20 protein-coding genes, 1 tRNA gene and 2 rRNA genes are annotated in these 26,161 nt (G+C 34.1%); 10 read left to right on the top strand and 13 right to left on the bottom strand.

Annotated features, from left to right (window positions below):
• Positions 1-24 precede the first annotated feature (24 nt).
• Together ACPB8Q_RS00920 and ACPB8Q_RS00915 are read left to right on the top strand one after the other, a co-directional pair.
• Positions 25-762, top strand: a complete 738-nt coding sequence (locus tag ACPB8Q_RS00920) for an acyl-CoA dehydratase activase (RefSeq protein ID WP_423792791.1) — start codon at positions 25-27, stop codon at positions 760-762.
• A 70-nt stretch (positions 763-832) separates the two neighbouring features.
• Complete coding sequence (locus ACPB8Q_RS00915; RefSeq protein ID WP_423792790.1) at positions 833-1,951, top strand: double-cubane-cluster-containing anaerobic reductase; 1,119 nt, start codon at positions 833-835, stop codon at positions 1,949-1,951.
• A gap of 110 nt (positions 1,952-2,061) precedes the next feature.
• Here ACPB8Q_RS00915 and queC read toward each other — a convergent pair whose 3' ends face one another.
• Complete coding sequence (queC, locus tag ACPB8Q_RS00910; protein ID WP_423792789.1) at positions 2,062-2,760, bottom strand: 7-cyano-7-deazaguanine synthase; 699 nt, start codon at positions 2,758-2,760, stop codon at positions 2,062-2,064.
• A 25-nt stretch (positions 2,761-2,785) separates the two neighbouring features.
• Positions 2,786-3,460: a hypothetical protein gene (locus ACPB8Q_RS00905; protein ID WP_423792788.1), complete on the bottom strand. Its 675-nt coding sequence runs from the start codon at positions 3,458-3,460 to the stop codon at positions 2,786-2,788.
• Positions 3,461-3,576: 116 nt separating this feature from the next.
• On the opposite strand from ACPB8Q_RS00905, the gene sepS reads away from it, so the two are divergent.
• From sepS to ACPB8Q_RS00890, 3 genes are read left to right on the top strand one after another with little or no spacing between them, the layout of a single operon-like run.
• Positions 3,577-5,184, top strand: coding sequence for an O-phosphoserine--tRNA ligase (gene sepS, locus ACPB8Q_RS00900; protein WP_423792787.1), 1,608 nt, complete (start codon positions 3,577-3,579; stop codon positions 5,182-5,184).
• Positions 5,185-5,193: 9 nt separating this feature from the next.
• Positions 5,194-6,816, top strand: a complete 1,623-nt coding sequence (gene argS, locus ACPB8Q_RS00895; RefSeq protein ID WP_423792786.1) for an arginine--tRNA ligase — start codon at positions 5,194-5,196, stop codon at positions 6,814-6,816.
• The gene (locus ACPB8Q_RS00890) at positions 6,817-7,992 is read left to right on the top strand and encodes an endonuclease Q family protein (protein ID WP_423792785.1); all 1,176 of its coding nucleotides are present in this window, start codon (positions 6,817-6,819) and stop codon (positions 7,990-7,992) included.
• Here the strand turns inward: ACPB8Q_RS00890 and amrS are convergent.
• The 7 genes from amrS to ACPB8Q_RS00855 are packed head-to-tail and all read right to left on the bottom strand — an operon-like array spanning position 7,987 to position 13,268.
• Entirely contained in the window at positions 7,987-8,985 is a 999-nt protein-coding gene (gene amrS / locus ACPB8Q_RS00885) for an AmmeMemoRadiSam system radical SAM enzyme (RefSeq protein ID WP_423792784.1), read from the bottom strand. The genes ACPB8Q_RS00890 and amrS overlap by 6 nt on opposite strands.
• Positions 8,982-9,476 carry a chorismate pyruvate-lyase family protein gene (locus ACPB8Q_RS00880; RefSeq protein ID WP_423792783.1) on the bottom strand — a complete coding sequence of 165 codons (495 nt, stop codon included), beginning with the start codon at positions 9,474-9,476 and terminating at the stop codon, positions 8,982-8,984. The genes amrS and ACPB8Q_RS00880 overlap by 4 nt, the downstream gene beginning before the upstream one ends.
• Positions 9,477-9,478: 2 nt before the next feature.
• Positions 9,479-10,255, bottom strand: a complete 777-nt coding sequence (gene minD / locus ACPB8Q_RS00875; protein WP_423792782.1) for a cell division ATPase MinD — start codon at positions 10,253-10,255, stop codon at positions 9,479-9,481.
• Between the two features lie 20 nt (positions 10,256-10,275).
• Complete coding sequence (locus ACPB8Q_RS00870; RefSeq protein ID WP_423792781.1) at positions 10,276-11,604, bottom strand: NAD(P)/FAD-dependent oxidoreductase; 1,329 nt, start codon at positions 11,602-11,604, stop codon at positions 10,276-10,278.
• Entirely contained in the window at positions 11,601-12,515 is a 915-nt protein-coding gene (locus tag ACPB8Q_RS00865; protein WP_423792780.1) for a tyrosine--tRNA ligase, read from the bottom strand. The genes ACPB8Q_RS00870 and ACPB8Q_RS00865 overlap by 4 nt, the downstream gene beginning before the upstream one ends.
• Positions 12,516-12,531: 16 nt before the next feature.
• A complete protein-coding gene (locus ACPB8Q_RS00860; RefSeq protein ID WP_423792779.1) occupies positions 12,532-12,951 on the bottom strand; it encodes a hypothetical protein in 420 nt (139 codons plus the stop codon).
• Positions 12,952-12,953: 2 nt separating this feature from the next.
• A complete protein-coding gene (locus ACPB8Q_RS00855) occupies positions 12,954-13,268 on the bottom strand; it encodes a hypothetical protein (RefSeq protein WP_423792778.1) in 315 nt (104 codons plus the stop codon).
• A gap of 90 nt (positions 13,269-13,358) precedes the next feature.
• On the opposite strand from ACPB8Q_RS00855, the gene ACPB8Q_RS00850 reads away from it, so the two are divergent.
• Positions 13,359-13,841 carry a multiprotein bridging factor aMBF1 gene (locus ACPB8Q_RS00850; protein WP_423792777.1) on the top strand — a complete coding sequence of 161 codons (483 nt, stop codon included), beginning with the start codon at positions 13,359-13,361 and terminating at the stop codon, positions 13,839-13,841.
• Between the two features lie 3 nt (positions 13,842-13,844).
• Here the strand turns inward: ACPB8Q_RS00850 and topA are convergent, their stop codons facing one another.
• A complete protein-coding gene (gene topA / locus ACPB8Q_RS00845; RefSeq protein WP_423792776.1) occupies positions 13,845-16,568 on the bottom strand; it encodes a DNA topoisomerase I in 2,724 nt (907 codons plus the stop codon).
• Between the two features lie 261 nt (positions 16,569-16,829).
• Between topA and ACPB8Q_RS00840 the strand changes: the two genes are divergently transcribed.
• From ACPB8Q_RS00840 to serS, 4 genes are all read left to right on the top strand, one after another.
• A 16S ribosomal RNA gene (locus ACPB8Q_RS00840) occupies positions 16,830-18,307 on the top strand.
• 73 nt (positions 18,308-18,380) lie between these two features.
• A tRNA-Ala gene (locus tag ACPB8Q_RS00835) sits at positions 18,381-18,453 on the top strand.
• Positions 18,454-18,560: 107 nt separating this feature from the next.
• Positions 18,561-21,537, top strand: a 23S ribosomal RNA gene (locus ACPB8Q_RS00830).
• The 16S and 23S rRNA genes sit together here with 1 tRNA gene alongside, the layout of an rRNA operon.
• Before the next feature lie 246 nt (positions 21,538-21,783).
• A complete protein-coding gene (gene serS / locus ACPB8Q_RS00825) occupies positions 21,784-23,328 on the top strand; it encodes a serine--tRNA ligase (protein WP_423793455.1) in 1,545 nt (514 codons plus the stop codon).
• Between the two features lie 9 nt (positions 23,329-23,337).
• Here serS and ACPB8Q_RS00820 read toward each other — a convergent pair whose 3' ends face one another.
• From ACPB8Q_RS00820 to ACPB8Q_RS00810, 3 genes are read right to left on the bottom strand one after another with little or no spacing between them, the layout of a single operon-like run.
• On the bottom strand, positions 23,338-23,958 hold the full coding sequence (locus ACPB8Q_RS00820; protein WP_423793454.1) for an ion transporter: 621 nt from the start codon (positions 23,956-23,958) through the stop codon (positions 23,338-23,340).
• Complete coding sequence (locus ACPB8Q_RS00815) at positions 23,942-25,003, bottom strand: SPOUT family RNA methylase (protein WP_423792775.1); 1,062 nt, start codon at positions 25,001-25,003, stop codon at positions 23,942-23,944. The genes ACPB8Q_RS00820 and ACPB8Q_RS00815 overlap by 17 nt, the downstream gene beginning before the upstream one ends.
• Before the next feature lie 12 nt (positions 25,004-25,015).
• Positions 25,016-26,128, bottom strand: a complete 1,113-nt coding sequence (locus ACPB8Q_RS00810) for a tryptophan--tRNA ligase (protein ID WP_423792774.1) — start codon at positions 26,126-26,128, stop codon at positions 25,016-25,018.
• Positions 26,129-26,161: the final 33 nt, after the last annotated feature.

The raw sequence follows: 26,161 nt of genomic DNA, 5'->3' as shown, positions 1-26,161 counted from the left end.
TAACAATAATATATTGTGATATAGATGATTTTAGGTATAGATGTTGGCTCAACAACCACAAAAATTGTAGGAATGGAAGAGAATTCAATAGTTTTTTATGATATTATAGATATTGGAGTTGTTATTGATGAAGATACATTATTAAAAATTGTTAAAGACATTAAGGAAAAATATCAAATAGACAAAATTATAGCAACTGGATATGGTAGGCATAAAATTAGTTTTGCTGATAAGGTAGTTCCAGAAGTTATAGCATTGGGAAAAGGTGCAAATTATTTTTTTAAAGAGGCTGATGGTGTCTTAGATATTGGAGGGCAAGATACAAAGGTTTTAAAAATTGATAAAGATGGAAATGTTTTGGACTTTATTCTATCTGATAAATGTGCAGCAGGAACAGGAAAGTTTTTAGAGAAGGCATTAGATATCTTAAAAATCAAAAAGGAAGATATTAATAAAATTAAATCAGAAAAATCTGCCAAAATATCATCAATGTGTGCTGTTTTTGCTGAAAGTGAAATAATAAGCTTACTATCTAAAAAAGTTCCAAAAGAAGAAATTTTAATGGGAGTTTATGATAGTATAATAGATAGAGTTATTCCAATGATTAATAGATTAAAAATTAATAATATTGTGTTTAGTGGAGGAGTTGCAAAAAACAAAATATTTGTTGAGAAATTAAAAAGTAGAATAGACAAAAATATTTTTGTTCCAAATGAGCCACAAATTGTGTGTTGTGTTGGTGCTGCTCTTTTAGGATATTAAATTTTCTAATAGCTAAACATATATTTTCAATAATAATAAAAAATTTACAAACTACTTTTTGGTGAGATTTATGAAACTAAAAGCAATTGAAAAGTTAATGGAAAAATTCAAGAATAGAAAAGAACAACTCTACAAACAAAAAGAAGAAGGTAGAAAAGTTTTTGGTATGTTTTGTGCTTATGTTCCAATAGAGATTATATTAGCTGCTAATGCAATTCCAGTAGGTTTGTGTGGGGGTAAAAATGATACAATCCCAATAGCTGAAGAAGATTTACCAAGAAATCTCTGCCCTTTAATAAAATCATCTTATGGATTTAAAAAAGCAAAATCATGCCCTTATTTTGAGGCATCAGATATAGTTATTGGAGAAACTACTTGTGAAGGTAAAAAGAAGATGTTTGAATTGATGGAAAAAATGGTTCCTATGCATATTATGCATCTTCCTCATATGAAAGATGAGGATTCTTTAAAAATCTGGATAAAAGAAGTTGAAAAGTTAAAAGAATTAGTTGAGAAAGAGACAGGAAATAAAATAACTGAAGAAAAATTAAAAGAAGCAGTAGATAAAGTAAATAAACTTAGAGAATTATTTTATAAACTCTATGAATTAAGAAAGAATAAACCAGCTCCAATAAAAGGATTAGATGTTTTAAAATTATTCCAATTTGCTTATTTGTTGGATATTGATGATACAATAGAAATCTTAGAAGATTTAATTAAAGAGTTAGAGGAAAGAGTTAAGAAAGGAGAAGGTTATGATGGAAAAAGAATTTTAATAACTGGATGTCCTATGGTTGCAGGGAACAATAAAATTGTTGAATTAATTGAAGAAGTTGGTGGAGTTGTTGTTGGGGAAGAAAGTTGTACTGGAACAAGATATTTTGAGAATTTTGTTGAAGGTTATAGTATAGAGGATATTGCAAAAAGATACTTCAAAATTCCTTGTGCTTGCAGATATAAAAATGATGAAAGAATTGAAAATATAAAAAGATTAGTTAAAGAGTTAGATGTTGATGGAGTAGTTTATTACACATTACAATACTGTCATACATTCAATATTGAAGGAAAAAAAGTAGAGGATGCTTTAAAAGAGGAAGGAATTCCTATTATTAGAATTGAGACAGATTACTCTGAAAGTGATAGAGAACAACTAAAAACAAGATTAGAGGCATTTATTGAAATGATTTAGTTTTATTTATTTTAATGTTTTTAACCTTCTTTTTGTAGTTTTACTTTTCATTAATATCTCAAATAATACAATCCTCAGTTTTTTGAGGATATTTATTTTAATTTAAAGTTTCATTTAATATATTTTGTCTCATCCTTAACATTAGCTAATATAAATGCTCTTTTTCTTCTTACACAACTTTCACATTCTCCACAATGTAAAAAGTCCTCTCCATTGTCTTTATAACATGAATATGAATACTTCAAAATTTCAACATTTAACTCTTCTTCTAAATTTTTTCCTAATTTAACTATTTCTTCCTTAGTTAGATTATAAAGAGGTGCTTCAATTTTAATTTTGTTTAATGTCCCCAACTCTAAAACCTTGTTGTATCTATCAATAAACTCTAATGTATTATCTGGAAATGTTGTTCCTTCTTCTTTATTTATTCCAATAAATATTTTTTTAGCATCTCTATCTTCACCAAAACCTGCTGCAATAGCCAAAAATATTACATTTCTTGCAGGAACCCAAACAGCTTTCATAGTTTCATAAACAATATCTTTGTCTAAATCCTCTATTTTTAACTTAGGAATGTCTTTGTTTGTTATTAAAGCACTTTTTTTAAACATTTTAACAAAATCTAAGTTAATAACTAAATGCTCTATTCCCAAAATTTCAGCTATCTTTTTTGCAGAATTTATCTCTCTCTTAGCAGCTTTTTGTCCATAGTTAAAAGTCAATGCCAAAATATCATAACCTTCTTTCTTAGCTATTAGAGTTGCTACTGTTGAATCTAATCCCCCACTTAATATAGATATAGCTCTCATATTATTACCTTCTAAAATTTAAATTTTAGGATAAAAATTCTTTCTCTTTTAATATTTCCATTACTGTTTCTTTTAAATAGTCATCTTCTCCAACAACACCATAAGGATATACAAACACCTTATTATCTATATTTATTCTTGGATAACTTGATTCAATCTTAACATCTTCTAATAAACATCTCTTTAAATATTGTGCCGTCTTGGTTATATTCATTAATTTGGGTCTTTCATAAGGTGGGTTATTTTTTAAAAATTTCCAAACTGTCCCATAATACATCATATAATCAGGATTTAAGAAGATATAAATTTCTCCATGTATTTCCATAACCAAACTCCAAGAAAAACAACCTCTTGTAAATCCTAATAATCTACCTAAATATGATGTTTTTGGATTTTCATAGAATATTTTAACAGTCCTTCCTACAATTCTTGATAATGCTTCTTTTATATGAATATTCTTAGGATTAACTGGAAGAGATGTTTTAGGAATCACATTTGTTGGAAAACAATTTGTTGGCTTAATCATATGCAAAGCTAAAAGAGGATAAAAGTATATTTGGTCTTTTCTATTAACTACTACAACTCCTTCCAATGGACTGTTAAAATCTGCCTTTAACACTCTACCTTTATATGTGTTAAAAGATTTATTAAGTGTAAATTCTGCAAACATATCCTTTTTCAATGTATCTTTTGGTAGCAAATTGTATCCCCTTATAAAATTTTTTTATATCAGATAAATTATTTTTAAAAAGATTATATCTATTTGATAAATATATAATTTTTTTGCTAATAACCTTTCACTTAGAGGGGTTTAAAATGTTTGAAGAAATTAAAAATCTTGCTAAAAAAGATTTTGAAAAAGCTTGGTTAAAAAGTAAGGAACTAATAAAAGAGAAACATATAAACCAAAGATATCCAAGAATAAAAATAGAATTTGGAAAAGTTCATCCTGTTATGGAAACTATTGAAAGATTAAGACAAGCTTATTTAAGAATGGGATTTGAAGAAGTTATAAATCCAATTATAGTATCTGAAAGAGATATTTATAATCAATTTGGTCCAGAAGCTTTGGCTGTCTTAGATAGATGTTTTTATTTAGCAGGCTTACCAAGACCTGATGTAGGTATAAGTAATGAAAAAATTGAGATTATTGAAAGTTTAGGAGTTAAATTAGATGATGAGAAAAAAGAAAAGTTAAGAGAGACACTTCATCTATATAAAAAAGGAGCAATTGATGGAGATGATTTAGTTTTAGAGATTGCTAAATCTCTAAATATATCAGATGAACTTTCATTGAAAATTTTAGAAAAGGCTTTTCCTGAGTTTAAAGAATTAAAACCTCTTCCAACAGATTTAACATTAAGAAGCCATATGACCTCTGGATGGTTTATTACTATAAGCTCATTAATTAAAAAAAGAAAATTACCTTTAAAATTATTCTCAATTGATAGATGTTTTAGAAGAGAACAGAGAGAAGATAGGAGTCACCTTATGAGTTATCATTCTGCTTCATGTGTTATTGTTGGAGAAGATGTAAATGTAGATGATGGTAAGGCTGTTGCAGAAGCTTTATTAGGACAGTTTGGATTTGAAAGATTTAAATTTAAATTAGATGAAAAAAGAAGTAAATACTATGTCCCTGAAACACAGACAGAGGTTTATGCATATCATCCTAAAATAGGTTGGTTAGAAGTTGCAACTTTTGGAGTTTATTGTCCAATAGCTTTATCCAACTACAATATAGATGTCCCAGTTATGAACTTAGGTTTAGGTGTAGAAAGATTGGCAATGATTCTATACAACTACGATGACGTTAGAAAGATGGTGTATCCTCAATTCTATGATTACAGATTAGATGATAAAGAAATAGCTGAATTAATTAAAGTTGATAAATATCCAATATTAGATGAACTCTACCAGTTTTCTTATGAAATAATAAATAAATGTATTGAAAATAAAGATTTAGAGGCTCCCTGCTCCATAGATATAGTTAAAGAACTAATGTTCAACTCTGAAAAAAGAGAGATTATTGTCAATATCTATGAAAAAGAAGAAGGTAAAAAACTTCTTGGTCCTGCTGTTTTAAATGATATCTATATCTATGATGGAAATATATATGGAATTCCTGAAAGTTTGGAAGGAATTAAAGAAGAGTATAAAAAGATACTAAAAAAAGCTAAAGAAGAAGGAGTTTGCTTAAATATTAAGTATATTGAAAGTGTTATTCTAAAATTAACAGCTAAAATTGAGGAGGCTCTTTTATCTAATATTGATGAATTTAGTTTTAGAGTTCCAATTGTTAGAAGTTTAAGTGATATAAATCTAAAAATTGACGAACTTGCTTTAAAGCAAATTATGGGAGAAAATAAAGTTATTGATGTTAGAGGTCCAGTATTCTTAAATGCAAAAATAACAATAAAATGAGGGAGATTTATGGATATAAAAAGAGAGATTGAAAAAAATGTTAAGGAATTTTTAGATGCAAAAGTAGATAAAACACCAAATATTGATATGGGAGATTATTGTATAAATGTATTTAAATTAGCAAAAGAATTGAAAAAAAATCCTAAGGAAATTGCTGAAGAGATTGCTAAAAAACTAAAAGAAAAGAACATTTTAGGAGTAGAAGATATAAAGGTTTTTGGAGGATATATAAACTTCTATTTAGATTATTTTGAGATAGCTAAATATTTAGATACAAAATTTGAAAAAAAGAATAAAAAAATAATTTTAGAGCACACATCAGCAAATCCTAATGGTCCTCTTCATATAGGACATTTAAGAAATGCAATAATTGGAGATAGTTTAAAGAGAATATTTAAATTTTATGGCTATGATGTTGAAACTCACTACTATGTCAATGATATGGGCAGACAGATGGCTCTTGTAGTTTTGGGATTAGAAAAATTTACTTTGGACAAAGAAAAAAAGAAAGACCATGCCATAGCAGAGATATATATAAAAATTAATAAGTTATTGGAAGAAAATAAAGATTTAGAGGATGAAATTAAAAAATTAATGGTAGAGTATGAGAACTCATTAAAAAATAATATAGAAAATGAAATAACTAAAAAGTATAAGTTTGCTGTTGAATACTGTTTAGATGGAATTAAAGAAACTCTAAATAACCTAAATATAGAACATGATGTATTTGTTTGGGAAAGTAACTATATAAAAAATGGGTTAGTTTATGAGATTTTAGAGATGTTAAAAGAAACTGGAAAAGTTGAGGAAGAAGGAAATGTGTTAAAATTAAATTTAGAAGATTTTGGCATTGAAAAAAGATTAGTATTAACAAGAGAAGATGGAACTACTCTCTACACTACAAGAGATATAGCTTATCACTTTGATAAAATAAAAAAAGGAAAGTGTATTGATGTTCTTGGAGCAGACCATAAACTAACTGCTGAAATGTTAAAATGTGCTTTAAAGTTGTTAAATTCAGATGTTCCTGAGATAGTGTTTTATGAATTTATCTCTCTTCCAGAGGGCTCTATGAGCACAAGAAGAGGTAGATTTATTTCAACAGATGAATTTTTGGAGGAGGCATATAAAAGAGCATTAGAGGAATGTAAAAAAAGAAATATATCAGAGGATATTGCAAAAAAAATAGCAGTTGGTGCTGTTAGATTCAATATTGTTAAAGTTTCTCCTGAAAAATCTTTTATATTTAAATGGGAGGATGCATTAGATTTTGAAAAATCTGGAAGTCCATTTATACAGTATGCATATGTTAGATGTATAAGATTATTAGAGAAAGACAAAGGAGAACTTAAAAAAGTAGATTTATGTAAAGAAGAGAAAGAACTAATAAAGCAAATATATGAATTTAGATATGCTGTTGAGGAAGTTGTTAAAAATAAAAAGCCTTCTTTATTAGCCAACTATTTAATAGAATTAGCTAAAATATTCAATAAATTCTATGAAAAATGTCCTATTTTAAAAGAAAGTAATGAAGATTTAAAGAAATTTAGATTATATCTTGTTGAAAAAACTAAAAATACTATTGAAACTGGATTAAATTTATTGGGAATAGAATGTCCTGAGAGGATGTAAATGCTTGTAAATGTAGATTTTCATATTCATTCTAAATATTCTGGTGGAACTTCAAAAGATATGAATATAGAGAATATACTAAAATACAGTAAAATTAAGGGTTTAGATATAGTAGGAACAGGAGACTGCTTAAATCCAAAATACTTAGAAGAAATTAAAAAATTTAAAGATAGAGAAATTATATTAACTACTGAGGTTGAGGATAAGGATAGAGTTCATCATCTTATAATTTTACCTTCTATAGAGAAAGTGGAAGAACTAAGAGAGAAATTTAAAAGATACTCAAAAGATTTAGATACAGAAGGAAGGCCAAAAGTCTATTTGTCTGGAAGAGAAATTTTAGATTTTGTAAGAGATGTTGATGGATTAATAGGGCCTGCTCATGCTTTTACTCCTTGGACATCTATCTATAAAACTTTTGATTCAATTTATCAATGTTATGAAAAAAAACCTGATTTTATTGAGTTGGGTTTATCTGCTGATACTAAAATGGCTGATATGATTAAAGAATTGAGAGAGTTTGTTTTTTTGTCAAACTCTGATGCACATTCATATCATCCACATAGATTAGGAAGAGAGTTCAACATTTTAAAAGTTGATAGTATTGGAAATATTGAGGAAAATTTTGAGGGGATAAAAAAGGCTATTAAACATAAAAAAGTTGTTAGTAATGTTGGCCTATTCCCAGAGTTGGGAAAGTATCATTTAACTGCTTGCTCTAAATGTTATATTAAGTTTAAATTAGATGATGCTAAAAAATTTAATTGGAAATGTCCTGAATGTGGTGGAAGAGTAAAAAAGGGTGTTTATGATAGAGTCCTTGAACTAAGTGATGGAAAAGTAGAACATCCAACTTTTAGAGCAAAGTATATCCATATCATCCCATTGGCAGAAATTATAAGTTTAACTTACAATAGAGGTGTTCTAACAAAAACTGTCCAAACAATTTGGGAAAAATTTATAGAAAAATACAAAAATGAGATAAATGTTTTGATAAATGTTGATATAGAAGAATTAAAAAATATAAATGATAGAGTAGCAAATACAATAAAACTATTCAGAGAAAATAAAATATATATTGTTCCTGGTGGTGGTGGAAAATATGGAGAAATTTCTTTCTATCCACAAAAAATAAACTACTATAAAGAAAAAATAACTTTGGATAAATGGTTATAATATAATATCTATTTTCTCTCCACAAACTATACATTCTTTATTTTCTACATCTAAATTAACAAACTCTATATTAAATATATCTCTTTTAATTAACAAGGCTCCACATTCTGGACAATAAGTATGTTCTCCTTCATGTCCTGGAACGTTTCCTATATAAACATACTTTAAACCAGCTTTTAAAGCTAATTCTCTTGCTTTTTCTAATGTTTCTATTGGTGTTGGTGGAACATCTAACAGTTTATAATCTGGATGAAATCTTGTAAAGTGAAGAGGAACCTCTCTCCCTAACTCATCTCTAACAAATTCAATAATAAACATTATATCTTCTAAATTATCATTATAGCCAGGAACTATAAGGTTAGTTATCTCAATCCAAATACCTAATTTTTTAGCCAACTTACAAGTTTTTAAAACAGGCTCTAATTCAGCTTTACATATCTCATTATAAAATCTCTCATTACCTTTTATATCTATATTCATAGCATCCATTGGCAGAATTTTGAGAGGTTCCTCATTTATATATCCATTTGTAACCATAACATTGAATAAATTATGTTCATGAGCCAATTTAGATGTGTCATACATAAACTCATAATATACTGTTGGCTCTGTATAAGTATAACAAACTCCTGGAGAATTGTAATATTTAGCAAGATTAATAACATCCTCTGGAGACATCTCCTTATATGGAACATCCAAAGGAGAAACTTGAGAAACTTGCCAATTTTGACAATGCATACATCTAAAATTGCATCCCGCTATCGCTAATGATAAAACATTAGTCCCTGGATAAAAATGATAAAGTGGCTTCTTCTCTATTGGGTCTATGGCTAATGAACACACTTTTCCATATCCAATAGCATATAACTTGCCATTTATGTTTTGTCTGTTCCTACAAAAACCAACTTTTCCCTCTGGAATTATACAGTATCTTGGACATAATAAACATCTAACATTTCCATTTAATTTTTCATAAAACATAGCTTCTTTCATAATCTCCCTCTAATTGCAAAAATTTCACAAATTTCCATTAAAATCTTATTTTTATAAATTATATTATAAGTTCTTTTTGGGAGATAGTCATAGTTAGTTTTTAGTAAATTTTTTAGATAATTATCTAATTTTTTTATCCCTACTTCTTTAATCTCTCTTCTTGTCTCTAAATTATACTTTTTTATAATTTTCCCAATTGGTATATCTGCTGATAATAAATCCCTCTTTATCTCATCTCTTAAATCATCTTCTATATTTTCAAATGGTGTCTTTGAAATAGCATAAACTAATGGAACATCTCTAACTTTAAGTATAACTTCTCTATAATTTATATTATCTTTAATATACTGATTTATTGTTTTAACCTTGCACTCATCTTCAAATAAAATCTCCAATATATTTGTTACACTTCCATCAGTTCCTAATAATATCTTCTCTTCATTTAATAGTTTAAATTCTTTATTTAGATTGGCTATTTTTTTATAAATCATAACTATCTAAAAATTAGTTTTTTTATTTTATCAATTAAACTCTCTTTTTTTCTAACAATTGGAATTTCTATATCCAATGGTACTCCTGCTATTATGGAAGCTAATCTTAAATATGCTAATGAAGCTGGAGAATTCTTTTTATATTCAAGAACTGTCATCTTTTTTAAAGCTGCATTTCTTATATTTTCATCCTCTGGAATTTCTACTAAAACCTTCCCTTTTATTAAAAACTCTATTTCATCCTTCCTCATCTCACCAAAATCTCTTCCAACTCTATTTAAAACTATCCCTAAAAGAGGAGTTCCAGCCATTTCAGCAGATTCTTTTAATCTTACTGCATCTACAATAGAGAACATCTCAGGAGTCACAACTAAAAGAAGTTTATCAGCAACTGCAAGATGTGTAGCCATCTCTCTATTTAATCCAGCAGGTGCATCAATAATGACATAATCATAATCATCTGCTATCTCATTGACAACATCTGGAAATAAATCAATATCTGCCTTTTTATAACCTTCTAATGATAAGCTTGTTGGTAATACATAAACTCCTGTTTTATGCTTATAAATTGCTTCTCTAACATCACACTCTTCACATAATACTTCATGTAAAGAAGGTTTTTTCTTATCTAAATTAAAGAGTATCCCTAAATTAGCCATAGAAATATCTCCATCAATAACTAAAACCTTCTTATCTAACTTAGCCAATGCAACAGCCAAACTTGCAGATGTAGTTGTCTTTCCAACTCCTCCCTTTCCAGAGGCAACAGTTATAATCATAATGAACACAAAAAAAGTTTTTAAAATTTAGTTAGAGCATCCTCAGCAGCTAATGATATTGGCTCATTAACCATCTTTGTTGCAGGACAGTAACAGTATTCCCCTAAGTATAAGTCCTCAACAGTTAAACCATTTCTAATAGCTAAACTTATTAAATCAATTCTCTCAGAAACTCTTTCATATCCAACTATTTGCCCACCTAATATTTTTCTGTTGTCTCCAAATATTAATTTTATATATAAATCTTTTCCACCAGGATAGTATCTTGCTCTACTGAGAGCTTTTATTTTTCCAACTACAACAGGAATTCTTTTTAAATTTGCTGAGAAAGCAGTTAATCCAGTCCCTGCTATTTCCAACTTACCTATCTTACTAACAGCTGAATTCAATACAGGGGTAAATTTAGCTTCTCTCCCCACTATATTTAATCCTGCAACTTTTCCCTGCCTAACAGCAGTTGAACCAAAAGGTGATAAAGTTTTTTCTTTTGTTATAAAATCAATAACTTCAACACAATCTCCAACAGCATATATATTATTTATAGATGTTTGCATCTTTTCATTTACTTTTATTGCATACTTCCCAATATTTACTCCTGCTTTTTTAGCTAATTCAATATTTGGTCTTACACCAGTAGAAAGAATAACCATATCTACATCATAAACAACTTTATCTACACATATCCCTTCTACTCTTTCCTTACCAATTATCTTCTCCAATGGCTTAGATAATATAAATTTAATTCCTTCATCCTCTAAATACTTCTGAACAATCTCTGCCATATCCGGGTCTAAGAATCTTGGTAAAATTTGTGGAGCCATTTCAACAACTAAGACATCTAATCCTCTTTTTTTAAAGGCATAGGCCATTTCTAAACCAATAGCCCCAGCACCAATAACAGCAACTCTCTTGCATTTTTTCATATACTCTAAAATTTTCCTACCATCTTCTATATTCTTTACAGTAAATACTCCTTCTAAATTAACTCCATCAATTGGAGGAATAAATGGAGTGGAGCCAGTAGCCAATACTAAATAATCATAATCTAAAATAATCTCTTCCCCATCTTTTACACATTTAACTTTTTGCTCTTTACTGTCTATATCTACTGCCTCTGTTTCAGTTAATATGTTAATATTTTTCTTTTCTTTGTAATATTTAGGAGTGTGCATTATAATATCATCAAAACTCTTTATTTTCCCTTCAATAACATAAGGAATTGCACATGGAGAATAAGCTATATCCTTCTCCTTAGTTATTACATATATTTCAATATCTTTGTTGTATTTTCTTATTGTTGATGCTGTTGTTAATCCAGCTGCTCCTCCACCAATAATAACAACTTTCATAATTTCTCCCTAATTGGTTTTAAAATTTTTATTAATTCTTCTGCAACAGTATTTTTTAAATCTAATGGATGTATCTCCTTATTTTTGTATAATTCCTCTAACTTTTCATAACTCTCTATTTCTAAATCTCCCCCAAACTTCTCAGGTCTTTTTATTGTTAAAGGATACTCTAAAAAGTATTTTGCTATCTCCAATATTGGATTATTTTCTATTACTCCAATTGGACAATAAGCTTTCTTTATCTTACTTTTAATTTCTTCAGGTGAGTCATCAACAGCTATGAAATTTCCCTTAGATGAGCTCATCTTACCTTTTCCATCTAATCCAGTTAAGACAGGGTTATGGATACAAACAACTTTTTTATCTAAAAGTTCTCTTGCTAACATGTGGATTTTTCTTTGCTCCATTCCTCCAACTGCTACATCAACATCTAAATGTTTTATGTCATTAACTTGCATTATAGGGTAAATAACTTCTGCTACCTTAGGATTTTCATCTTCCCTTGCTATTAACTCCATACTTCTTCTTGCCCTTTTTAAAGTTGTTTTTAAAGCCAACTTATAGACATCTAATGTATAATCTTTGTTTAATTGGAATTCACTTCCATATACATATTTTGCTTTTAATCCCATAGCTTCAAAAACTTTTTTGTTGTATTCTCCTATCTTTCTAATTTCTTCTAATGTTCCTTTCTGATTTAGATATGCATGTAAGTCAGCTAATAAAATTATTATATCAAATCCTGCCTTCTCTAAATCCATCATTTTTTTTATTTGGAGATAATGTCCTAAATGTATCTTTCCACTTGGCTCAAAACCAATATATGCCTTTTTTTCATCTTTTTCTAAAATTTTTTTAAGTTCTTCTTCACTAACAATCTCAACAGTATTTCTTTTTATTTGCTCTAACATATATTCCCTCTTTATTCTATTTCTCTAAAAATTCTTTTATAAATGATAGTAGAGCAAATTTATTAATTTTTGCGTATTTTATAAATATTCCTCCACCTTCTCCTAAGATGAACAACTCTCTATTTTTATATAAAAATATTAATTTCTTTTTGTTGTCTTTAAATTTTTTTCCTATATTGTTCAAATATTTTAATAATTCTCTAAACTCTTTTAACTTCTCAACAATATCAATATCTTTTTTTTTGTTTCTCTCTTCTTGTAAAATAGATAAAAGATTAACTATCTTTTTTAAATTTTTAATATCCAATATATTTATTAAAATAGTTTTGTTATCAACAACAATACAAAAGAGATTTTTAATCTCAAATTTTAAATTTCCTTCTTTTATTACATCTTGAAATAAAAAAATATAATTTAAGTAATCTTCAAACTTCAATATTATTCCTCTTTTTTCTTTTCTTTAACTAATGGTATTATCTTTAAGCTAATTTCTCCATCTAATTTTAACTCATTAAATGTTAATTTTACTTCACTACCAGTTCCTTCTAATGCTTTCATAATTTTTTCTAAATCTACCTCTAACTTTGGTAATCTTTGTTTAATTTCATCCAAAATCTTTAACATTTCCTCAACTTTATCTTTGCTAATTACTTCTTTCTTTTTAATTTTATTTAAAAAATCAGATAGCTTTTCTATTTTCTCAACTAAATCAGTAGGAACCTCTATTTTTATTTCTTTTTTTTCTTCTGTCATGACTATCACTATAAATATTTTGTTTTGTTAAAATTATATATACGATATACTATATAAAGTTTTACAAAACAATTATTTTAGGTAAAAGTTATGAAGACTTGTGAATTGTGTGGGAAATTAGTTGATAAACTCTATAAAGTAAGTATTGAAGGAGTTGAAATGCAAGTATGTAAAGATTGTGCTAAGTTTGGTAAAACTCCTAAAACTTATTCAAGAATTGGTAAAAAGAAAAAATTAATAACATCATCAACAACTTACCAAAAAAGAAAAAAACCATATAGAGATTTATTTGATACTCTTCCAGATTTAAGAGAGGATTATGGAGATGTAATAAGAGAGGCAAGAGAAAAAATGGGACTATCAATTGAAGAATTGGCTAAAAAATTGAAAATGAAAGAAACTGTACTAAGAAAATTTGAAAGATATGAATTAGAACCAAATGATAAGGAGATAAAAATATTAGAGAAGTTTTTAAAAATAAAATTAACAGCTGATAAAGAGGATTATGATTACTACACCTCAGGAGGAGATGAAGAATATTTCACTATTGGTCACTTTATAAAGAAAAAATGAATTTTATTTCTTAATTTTTTCAGTATATTTACATTTTGGATAGTTCTCACATCCAATAAATTTTCCATATTTTCCCACTTTTATAATTAGGTTTGAGCCACACTTTGGACATTTACCAACAACTTCTTTTATACTCTCTGTGTATTTACACTTTGGATAGTTTGGACAGGCATAAAACTCTCCATATATCCCTTTCTTTATAATCAATTTTGAGCCACACTTTGGGCAAACTTTTTCATCTTTTTCTTCTATATTTTCTTTATTTTCCTTTATGTTAGATTTGGATGGACATTCTGGATTTATGCAAACTTCCTTATTTTCTATTTTTAATATTGGTGAGCCACACTCTTCACACTTCTTTTTAGTAATTTCTATTTTTCCTTTTTTTGGTAGAGAGTATGTTTTTCCACATTTTTCTGAGCATGAAATAAACCTTCCTTTTTTATGCCTAATTAAAATTAAATCACCACCACATTCACACTGTCCAACAACTTTAACATCTTTATCTACTTTCTCAGACAAGAATTTTCCAACATCTTTCTCTTTGTTTTTAAACTCTTCCAAAATTTTTCTAAGATTTTGCTCAGTTTCTTTTAAAACATTATCTTTTTTAACTTTTTGATATTGTATATTCTCCAATTTTTCCTCTAAGTCTCTTGTTAATTTCTCATCAACTATTTCAGGACAAAACTTTTTTAGAGTTTCTACTACACTCTCTCCCAATTCAGTAACATAAAGACTTCCATTCTCCTCTTTTACATATCCTCTTTTTATTAATTTATCAATAATCTCTGCTCTTGTGGATTTTGTCCCTAACTGTCTTTTTTCAAGCTCTTTAATTATAGATGATAATGTATATCTTTTAGGAGGTTGTGTCTCTTTCTTTTCTAAAACAACTTTGTCAATCTTTACCTTTTCACCTTTTTTAAGGTTGAGATTTATCTCATCATATCTTGGAAAGTGAAAAATTTCATACCAACCTTTTTCTATGGTTTTAGCACCTGAAAGTATAAACTCTTCTCCTTTTACATCTAAAATTGCTTTTATATATTCTCTAATCATTGGGTAATAGAAAGATGCTAAGGTTCTTCTTGCTATTAAATCATAAATTTTCTTTTCTTTTTCTGAAAGTTCTTCTTTTGGAATATCTACAACATGTATAGCAGGATGTGCATCATCCTTTTTACCTTCAACAGGTTTTAAATTGTTCTTTAAGATTTCCTTGGCAAATAAGCTATATTCAGGTTTTTTTTCTAAAATTTTTAAGATAGATTTTAAGTATTCATTATCCTTAGGTAGTTTTTGACTTGATGTCCTTGGATAAGAACAGTTATGCACAACTATATTGTTTGCTATAAAGTTATGATATTTCTCAACTACTAAATCATAAACTTCTCCTTCATAATCAATCTCTTCAATTTTTTTAACTTTTTGAATATAAACATCTCCATCTACTATCCTCTTTAAATTATTATCCATATAATTAGATGAAAATCTATCCAAATTTAATCCTTTATTATTTGATAATTTTAATTTTACTACTTTATCATTTTCTTTTAGTTTTTCAGCTGGGATAAATATTAACTTGTTTCTATAAACCAAAATTGGATGTTCTTTTGTAGTAATAAGTTCAGTTCCATCAGTTAAAGTTATTTTTATAAGTTTTTCTTTCACAGTTCTTTTTAAAAGTTTATATTTGGATTTTGTTAGTTTTAAGCTGTTATTTAAACATAATATTTCTCCTTCATCATCTAACTCCTTAATTTTCTTAGTTCCATTAGGTAATAGTATTAGTGTCTCTGGATGTATGCATAGTCCTTTCTCATAAAGCTTTTGTGCTATATCTTGTGTCTCTTTAGGTGAGATTTTAAAATAACTGTAAGCTTCTCTTTGTAAAGTTCCTAAATCATAAGGAACAGGAGGCTTTATCTCTTTTTTAGTTTTCTTTACATCTTTTACAACAGCATATTTTTCATCTTTAATTTTGTTATATATCTTTTTAGCTTCTTCTTCATTCCAAAATTTTTCCTTTTTATGTAAAGCTTTTAATGATTGTAATAGGAGATATAAAATCCAATATGGTTTTGGCTTAAAGTTTTTTATTTCTTTTTCTCTTTCAGTTAAGAAGGATAAAGCTGGGGCCTGGACTCTCCCAACACTTAAAACTTTCCATCTATTTACAGCCCTCAATGAGTTCATTAAAGCTCTTGATAAATTAATTCCAAAATACCAATCTACTATATGCCTACACTCTCCTGCATCAACTAGTCCATAATCTATACTCTTAGGATTCTCAAAAGCTTTTATTAGTTCTTTCTTAGTTAATGATGAAAAAATCATTCTCTTAGCTTTATCTCTCCCACAACAGTATTTTAATGCATGATATCCTATAAGCTCTCCCTCTAAATCATAATCTGTTGCAATATATATCTCTTCAGCATCTTTTGAAAGCTCCTTTAATGTATCAATATAATTTTTTACATACTCTTTTCCCTTCTCTATATAAGCAGGAGCCCATTTAATATCAAAAACAGGATACTTTCCAAATTCCTTGTTTTTTTCTATTAATGTAAATAGATGTCCTACTGCACTTGCTACACAAATCTTTTTTCCATCTCTTTCTACTTCATAATATGGAACATTATTCATTATCTTTTTTTTAGCTTTTCCTAATGCATTAGCAATTTTTTTTGCAACACTTGGCTTTTCAGCTATTATTAAAATCATATATTTCACTATCTTATTTTTTTGTGTCATTAGTTTTTGTAAGTGTTATGTTATAACTACTATGTTAAATATAACCCACATTGTTTTAATCCTAAAAACATTACAAAAATCAGGTTTGTGCTATTGGATGCAATTGAAATGCGTCCCCAATCCAAAAGGGTTGGGGCTGAGGCAAGCCCCTCGCTTGGGCTGGTGAAATCCCTACTGTAAGCCAGCCCCCGCAAGAAAGGTCTTTCCTTTCTTGCGGCCGTACTCCACTTAATTCCGGTTGATCCTGCCGGAGGCCACTGCTATCGGGGTCCGACTAAGCCATGCGAGTCATGGGGTCCCTTCGGGGACACCGGCGAACGGCTCAGTAACACGTGGCTAACCTACCCTCGGGTGGGGGATAACCTCGGGAAACTGAGGCTAATCCTCCATAGGGGAGGAGGTCTGGAACGATCCCTCCCCGAAAGGCCTCGTGCCGCCCGAGGATGGGGCCGCGGCGGATTAGGTAGTTGGTGGGGTAACGGCCCACCAAGCCTACGATCCGTACGGGCCCTGAGAGGGGGAGCCCGGAGATGGACACTGAGACACGGGTCCAGGCCCTACGGGGCGCAGCAGGCGCGAAACCTCCGCAATGCGCGAAAGCGTGACGGGGGGACCCCGAGTGCCCTGCCTCTGGTAGGGCTTTTCCGGAGTGTAAACAGCTCCGGGAATAAGGGCTGGGCAAGTCCGGTGCCAGCAGCCGCGGTAATACCGGCGGCCCAAGTGGTGGCCACTGTTATTGGGCCTAAAGCGTCCGTAGCCGGCCCAGTAAGTCCCTGCTTAAATCCCGCGGCTTAACCGCGGGGCTGGCGGGGATACTGCTGGGCTTGGGACCGGGAGAGGCCGGGGGTACTCCAGGGGTAGCGGTGAAATGCGTTGATCCCTGGAGGACCACCTGTGGCGAAGGCGCCCGGCTGGAACGGGTCCGACGGTGAGGGACGAAGGCCGGGGGAGCAAACCGGATTAGATACCCGGGTAGTCCCGGCTGTAAACTCTGCGGACTAGGTATTGCGTGCCCTTCGGGGGCACGCAGTGCCGAAGGGAAGCCGTTAAGTCCGCCGCCTGGGGAGTACGGTCGCAAGACTGAAACTTAAAGGAATTGGCGGGGGAGCACTACAACGGGTGGAGCCTGCGGTTTAATTGGATTCAACGCCGGGAATCTCACCAGGGGCGACGGCAGGATGAAGGCCAGGTTGACGACCTTGCCAGACGCGCCGAGAGGTGGTGCATGGCCGTCGTCAGCTCGTACCGTGAGGCGTCCTGTTAAGTCAGGTAACGAGCGAGACCCGTGCCCCATGTTGCTACCTTCCCCTCCGGGGGAAGGGCACTCATGGGGGACCGCCGCCGAAAAGGCGGAGGAAGGTGCGGGCAACGACAGGTCCGCATGCCCCGAATCCCCTGGGCTACACGCGGGCTACAATGGCCGGGACAGTGGGTTGCGACCCCGAAAGGGGTAGCAAATCCCCTAAACCCGGTCGTAGTCCGGATCGAGGGCTGTAACTCGCCCTCGTGAAGCCGGAATCCGTAGTAATCGCGCCTCACCATGGCGCGGTGAATGCGTCCCTGCTCCTTGCACACACCGCCCGTCACACCACCCGAGTCGAGCCCAAGTGAGGCCTCGTCCGAAAGGGCGGGGTCGAACTTGGGTTCGGCGAGGGGGGTGAAGTCGTAACAAGGTAGCCGTAGGGGAACCTGCGGCTGGATCACCTCCTGAGAAAAAATTTGGGCTGGCTTACAGTAGGGACACCGAAAACCCAAGCGAGGGGCTTGCCTCATAGGATTAGTGGGCCCGTAGCTCAGCTGGGAGAGCGCCGGCCTTGCAAGCCGGAGGCCGTGGGTTCAAATCCCACCGGGTCCACTAAAAAAATAAATGCAGCCCACAACTTTAAAAAGTTGTGGGTGAAGGGCCCGATAAAAGATGAGGGCCGGGCATAAGCCCTTAGCGCCCTGGTGAAATCTGGATACTCTGCTGGGCCGTTGGCCCACCTGGTGGATGGCTCGGCTCGGGCGCCGACGAAGGGCGTGGCAAGCTGCGATAAGCCCGGGGGAGGCGCAAGCAGCCTTAGATCCCGGGATTCCCGAATGGGACTTCCTGCCCTTCGGGGCGCTCCGTAAGGAGCGGGAACGCGGGGAAAAGAAACATCCGAGTACCCGCAGGAAAAGAAACCAACCGGGATGCCGTAAGTACCGGCGAGGGAAAGCGGCACAGGGCAAACTGAACCCCTGCTCGTAAGAGTAGGGGGATGTGGTGTTGCAGGGCTCCCAAAAAATCCCCACCGGGAAGCCGAAGTCCCCTGGAATGGGGCGCCATAGAGGGTGATAGCCCCGTAGGCGTAACCGGTTGGGGATTTAGGGATGTCCCTGAGTACCGCGCGTTGGATATCGCGCGGGAAGCTGGGGGACATTAGGCCTCCAACCCTAAATACGTCCCGAGACCGATAGCGCACTAGTACCGTGAGGGAAAGCTGAAAAGCACCCCTGACGGGGGGTGAAAAGAGCCTGAAACCAGGTGGGTAGAGAATGGCATGGCCCTCAAGGTAACCTCCCCGAAGGAAACTCCCGTGAGGGAGGAGTACGAGGGGAGGTATGCCGGGGTCATGTCGTCCGTTTCGAAAAACGGGCCGGGGAGTGTACGGGTGTGGCGAGTCTAAGGCCTTAAAGGCCGAAGGCGTAGGGAAACCGACATGCCCGCAGCCCTTATGGGCGAGGGGCGAGGTCTTAAGGGCCTGGAGCCACACTCGTACGACCCGAAACCGGGCGATCTAGGCCAGGGCAGGGTGAAGCCCCCCATAAGGGGGGTGGAGGCCCGCAGGGGTGTTACCTTTCAAAGTGCTCCTCTGACCCTGGTCTAGGGGTGAAATGCCAATCGAGCCCGGAGATAGCTGGTTCCCCCCGAAATGACTCGCAGGTCAGCCGGAGGTTAGGTAGATGGCGGGGTAGAGCTACGGATTGGGTGTTTAGGGGGCGAGAGCCCTCGGCACCCAGTCCAACTCCGAACCCGTCATCGCCGAAGCCTCCGAGTGAGGGCGTACGGGTAAGCCGTACGTCCGAGAGGGGAACAACCCGGACCCGGGTTAAGGCCCCTAAGTGCCGGCTAAGTGTAAATGAGAAGGGTGTCCTCGGCCTAAGACAGCGGGGAGGTTGGCTTAGAAGCAGCCATCCTTTAAAGAGTGCGTAACAGCTCACCCGCCGAGGTCGAGGGCCCCGAAGATAACGGGGGCTAAGCCGGCCGCCGAGACCCGGGGGCTCCGAAAGGAGATCCGGTAGGGGGGCGTCCCGCGAGGGTAGAAGCTCGTCCGTGAGGACGAGTGGACCTCGTGGGAACGAGAATCCCGGCAGTAGTAACAGCAAAGTGGGGTGAAAATCCCCATCGCCGAAGGGGCAAGGTTTCCACGGCTATGGTCGTCAGCCGTGGGTTAGCCGGTCCTAACCCTCGGGGTAATTCCCTTGAGGGGAAAGGGAAACGGGTTAATATTCCCGTGCCACCGGGATACGTGCGGCAACGCAGGGCCCACTTCCGACGCTTCGGGGTAGGCCGACCACCCTTGCCAGGGTGGCCAAGGGTATAAGCCCGGGGAGTGCCGTAATGGCGAGAACCGGGCAAAAGCCTGATGGGGCCCCCGAAAGGGGGCTTCGGCTGAGCCCTGGAGCCCGTGAAAAGGGAGTGGGCAAGGATTCCCGGTGACCGTACCCAGAACCGACACAGGTGCCCCTAGGCGAGTATCCTAAGGCGTGTCGGGGGAACCCGGCCTAGGGAACTCGGCAAATTGGCCCCGTAACTTCGGGAGAAGGGGTGCCTGCGGTCCTTAACGGGACCGCAGGTCGCAGTGGCCAGGCGGGTCCGACTGTTTAATAAAAACACAGGTCTTGGCTAGCCCGTAAGGGTGTGTACCAAGGCCGACGCCTGCCCAGTGCCGGTACGTGAAACCCGGGTACAACCGGGCGAAGCGCCGGTAAACGGCGGGGGTAACTATAACCCTCTTAAGGTAGCGAAATTCCTTGTCGGGTAAGTTCCGACCTGCATGAATGGCGTAACGAGACCCGCACTGTCCCAGGCCGGGGCCCGGTGAACCTACCATTCCGGTGCAAAGGCCGGAGACCCCCAGCGGGAAGCGAAGACCCCGTGGAGCTTTACTGCAGCCTGTCGTTGGGGCGTGGCTGTGGGTGCACAGCGTAGGTGGGAGGCGTCGAAGCCGCCCCTCCGGGGGCGGTGGAGCCGCCCATGGGACACCACCCACCCATGGCCACGTCCCTAACCCCCGAGAGGGGGGACACCGGCAGGTGGGCAGTTTGGCTGGGGCGGCACCCCCCTGAAAAGGCATCAGGGGGGCCCAAAGGTCGGCTCAGGCGGGTCAGAACTCCGCCGTTGAGTGCAAGGGCAAAAGCCGGCCTGACGGGGTTGGTAAAAGAGGCCAACCCCGAGGCGAAAGCCGGGCCTAGCGAACCCCTGTGCCTCACCGATGGGGGCCAGGGATAACAGAAAAGCTACCCCGGGGATAACAGAGTTGTCGCGGGCAAGAGCCCATATCGACCCCGCGGCTTGCTACATCGATGTCGGCTCTTCCCATCCTGGGCCTGCAGCAGGGCCCAAGGGTGGGGCTGTTCGCCCATTAAAGGGGATCGTGAGCTGGGTTTAAACCGTCGTGAGACAGGTTGGTTGCTATCTGCTGGGGGTGTTGGCCGCCTGAGGGGAAGGTGGCTCTAGTACGAGAGGAACGAGCCGCCGGCGCCTCTGGTCTACCGGTTGTCTGGCAAGGCATTGCCGGGCAGCTACGCGCTAAGGGATAAGGGCTGAAGGCATCTAAGCCCGAAACCCGCCCCGAAAATAGGCGGCCGAGAGGGCACCCATAGAAGATGGGGTGGATAGGCCGGGGGTGTAAGCGCCGAGCCGATAAGGCGAGGCGTTCAGCCTGCCGGCACTAAGAGCCCGAGGCCCAGCAGAGTATCCAGACACTGAAAGGGCGCTAAGGGCTTATGTCCGGCCCAAAATGAACGGTTAGCTAAAAAATAAAATAATAAAGAATATGGCTATTTTTAGTTTGTTTAATAATAATTGTTATATATTACATTGATAATATTATTTTTTATATTTATATATTTAAATATACAAATTTATAATAAAAAGGTATATATTTGTTAAATTTATTTTATCCTTAGACAAAAACTAAGATATGGGTTAAATATGGAGATGAAATTTAATTTAAATGGAAAAATAATTTTTAGTAAAGATATTGATAATGAAGAAGTAAAAGCAGCAATTGAGGAGATTTTAAAAAATTCATCTGAGTTATTTTTAAAAGGTGTTCCAAAAGGTAAAGAGGAAGAAGCATCTAAAATAGTTGATTATAATATTTGTGGAAAAGAACTATTTTTAAATATTGTCTCTGGGAGATATAGTAGGGCACATGATGCTATAATAAGATTAAAAAAAGCATTAGCTCAAAAATTAGGAAAAGATTTTAAAATTGGAGTTAGGAAGGTTGTTGTAGATAAATATATTATTGAGATTGAAGATAATAAAATAAAAAATCTCAAAAAATTAAATGTCCCAGAATGTAAAAGTGAGATATTAGATAACAAGATAATATTAATTTTTGAAAATTTAGAAGAGGGAGATTTAAAAAGAAACATTATAGATAGAGCTATAAAATTTGTTAGAGAAGAATTAGAGAAAGAGGATTTAACATCAAAGGTTTGTAAGATTCCTCCTGGAACAGTTGTTAAAGAATATAAACCAAGTAGAGAGTTTAAGTTCTTTGAAGACCCAACTGATGTAGCTGAAAAACTTGGATGGGTTAAAAAGTTTCCTGGAAGAGGACAGTGGATATATCTTCCACCAATAACATCCTTATTAAGAGCTTTTGAAGAGTTATTAGTTGAAAAAATTAAAAAGATAGGTTTTGTAGAAGTTCTACTACCTAAGCTAATACCATTAGAAGTTATGTATAAGATGAGGTATTTGGAGGGCTTACCAGAAGGAATGTACTATGTTTCACCTCCAAAAAGAGAGCCTGAACTTTTTGAAGACTTTGTTAATGAGATGATAATTAAAAAAGAGATACCAATACAAAAATTAAAAAATTTATTAAGAGACCCAAGTTATGTTTTAGCTCCTGCACAATGTGAGCCATTCTATCAGTTGTTTGAGAAAGAGGTTATAGATGTTGATAAACCAATAATGTTTTTTGATAGAAGTGGATGGACATATAGATGGGAAGGTGGTGGAGCAAGAGGATTAGATAGAGTAAATGAATTTTTAAGAGTAGAGTGTATTTGGATTGGAAAACCAGAAGTAGTTGAAGAAATAAGAGACAAAACTTTAAAAGTAGGAGAAGAGTTAGCTGAGGAATTAGATTTAGAGTATTGGGTAGAGGTGGGAGATGACCCATTTTATTTAGAAGGTAGAAAAAAAGAGGAAAGAGATATAGAGTTTCCAGATGTCCCAAAGTATGAGATGAGGTTAGCTTTACCTTACTATATAAAGAAATACAATGAAAAAAAAGGCGTGGCAGTAACATCTGCCAATGTCCATGGAACTCACTTTGTGGAAGGATTTAAAATTAAAGATTATAAGAATAGAAAAGTTTGGACAGGATGTACAGGATATGGATTAACAAGATGGGTTGTTGGTTATCTCTCTCAATATGGATTTAACTTTGATGATTGGCATCCAATAATAAAGAAAAAAATTAAAAAACTCCCAGAAGTTCCTAAACTAATAACTTGGCCATAAAATTATTATTTACTTTTGTAGAGCTTTTTGTAATGTTGTTAATAGCCCAGATATGAATATTAAAACTGAGAATATAATTATTAATTTTCCCTCAGTAGTTACAGGAGTTATATCTCCATATCCCACTGTTGTTATAGATATAGTTGTAAAATAGAATGCATCAAAAAAATTATGAATTTTAGGATTTTTGCCACTTTCTGATATCCAGATAAAACATGAGCTTATAAAACATATTATAAGTATTGTAATAAAGTTCATAATCTCTGGATACTGTATATTTCTAAGCTTAATTACTCTAAGGATAACTAATATCCTAAGTAAATTAATAACTCTCAAACCAATAAATGCCTTTGATGAAAATATTTGTAGAGTGTATAAAACAAATGCAAAAACAACAATACCATCAATTATATTATATATATTCCTAAAAAAATTAATTTTATTTTTTTCTCTAACTAAGTTATAGAAGAACATAAATGTAAAATAAGATATTGAGATATAATCAAAAAATATTAGTATGTTGCTATATTCAAAATTGTATGTTGAAAGGATAAATGATACAATAATTTCTACTGTAAATACAATATCCAATATTTTCAGTATAGTATCTAACTTATTTTTTGTTATCATTATTCTCAAACTTCTCACTATATATTGTGAATAAAGCAGTTAAAGCTGTTGGAATAGTATGTTCAGTAGCAAAGGTCATTTTTGGAGCTAAATCTAAGACATAATCAGCAAATCTAAACAAACCTCTTGGAATCCCTTCTCTTGAACCACATAAAACTAATATTTCTCTTTTTCTTTCTAAATCTTTTAAAAGTTTATTTTTCACTTTATATATCTCATCTCCTTTTGGGTCAGTAATAATAATTAATCTATTTTTCCTTCTTTTATCTCTAACAACCTGATATAAATCTTGGACAGAAACTTTAACTTTCTTTATGTCAAAAGGATAAGCTCTTTTTTGTATATCATACCTTGATTCTTGTCCTACTTTCACACCTTTTAAAAATTCCATTAGTTCATAAGCATCTACCTTCTCTTTTGGAGCAATAATGAGCTCTCTAATTTCAAATGCCTGAGCTGCTCTTCCAATAGCCTCTCCAAATTTTCTACATACCTTCTTTTCACCCAAATATGGCATTTGAACAACAACAACCTTTTTAAATAATTTCCTTGCATTTAATTTATCTTTTGAGTATTTTCTATTTTTAAGTTCATCTTTTCCTTCTATACATATATATGCCTTATCTTTAAATATCTCAACATAAACAACTTTATTAGGATTTTCTAAATCAACCTTTGCATTTGTTAAATCCTTTATTTTAGCACCTAAAACCTTATTTATATCTATTGAATTATAATCTTTTTCTCCTCTTTTTATTGTTTCAACGGCATATTTATCATTTTCATTTATAAATTCTTTTATTTTTTCAGCAGTATTAACAATAGAATTGAAATCTGCTGGAACTTCAAAATCTACTTTTAAAACTCTCTCTACCTCAGGAATCTCTAAAATTTTATCTCTAATATCTTTTTCACACTCAACAATAACAACACCATGAAATCCATCTGGTGAAGGAATAGCTTTAAAATCTTCTTTAACTAAATTTTTTAAATGATTTATCACAATATTCTCAAAACCCCTTCCAGTTTTTACTATAAATTTCATAGTTATTATCACCTACACTAAAATTTTTCCTTCTTTAATTTTCTCATTAACAATTTCTTTTGCTTGTTCTCTTTTTTCTTTTAAATTTTTTAGGAATTCAATAACTAAATTATAAGCCAATTTTTTACATTTTCCACAGGTTAATTCTCCTTTTTTACAACTTTCATAAATATTAAGAAGTTCCTTATCATCTAAAATTAGGTGATATAGGAATAGTTCATATATAACACATTCCTCTGGATTTCCACCATACTTTTTATGCTCTTCTAATGTTTTTCCTCCTCCTGTTTTAGCTGAGAATATTTTCTTCTTAACTTCTTTTTCCTCATCAGTTAAGAAAATAGCTGTTTCTGGCTTAGATGAACTCATTTTTCCTCCTAATAAACCTCTCATAAATCTATGGTATGTAGATGATGGCTCAATAATCTTTACTCTTTTAGCTATATCTCTTGTTAATCTTATATGAGGGTCTTGGTCTAACCCAACTGGAACAACAACAGGGATAGGATTTTTATTTAAATCTTCATCAAATTCAGGATGTAAAATATCAGCTACTTGTATAAGAGGTGCAAATACATGTCCAATATTAGTATCTCCTCCAAAACCATATATAGCTTTAAGCTCACTCCAATTAGTTTTTTTAGCAAATCTAAAAGATAAATCCTTAACTTTACTATATTTTGATTGAAGATAGATAAAAGCTTTATCAATATCTAAACCTAATGCAACATAATTAATAATATATTCCTCTATAGCTAAATTTTTAGTTTTTTCAAAATCTATATTTCTTGCCCAATAAGCCTCTAAATCAGCTATTGGGATATATATTTTATCAGTATAGTTTTGATAGAATTTAATTAAATCTACAACCATCTTATGTCCAAAATGCATTTTTCCAGATGGCATCATTCCACTAACAACTGCAAACTCTTTATTCTCTTTTATACAGTTATATATCCTATCAAAATCTCTATGCCCTAAAATAATTTTTCTCCTAAAAAAGTGATGGTCTAAATCAAAGTTAAACTCTTTAATACCAAACTGTTCCATAGTCCTTTTATAGTTTATAGTTTCAGGTGTTTCCCAAGGAGTTAGCACATTACCACCATATTCATATTTTTGCATATTAATAATATTTGTTATTTAAAAAATCAACAT

The sequence above is a fragment of the Methanocaldococcus indicus genome (assembly GCF_049554935.1).
Taxonomy (GTDB): Archaea; AGJL01; Methanococci; order Methanococcales; family Methanocaldococcaceae; genus Methanocaldococcus; species Methanocaldococcus indicus.
The sequence above is the reverse complement of the archived record's forward strand: the minus strand, read 5'-3'. Positions and strand labels throughout refer to the sequence as shown.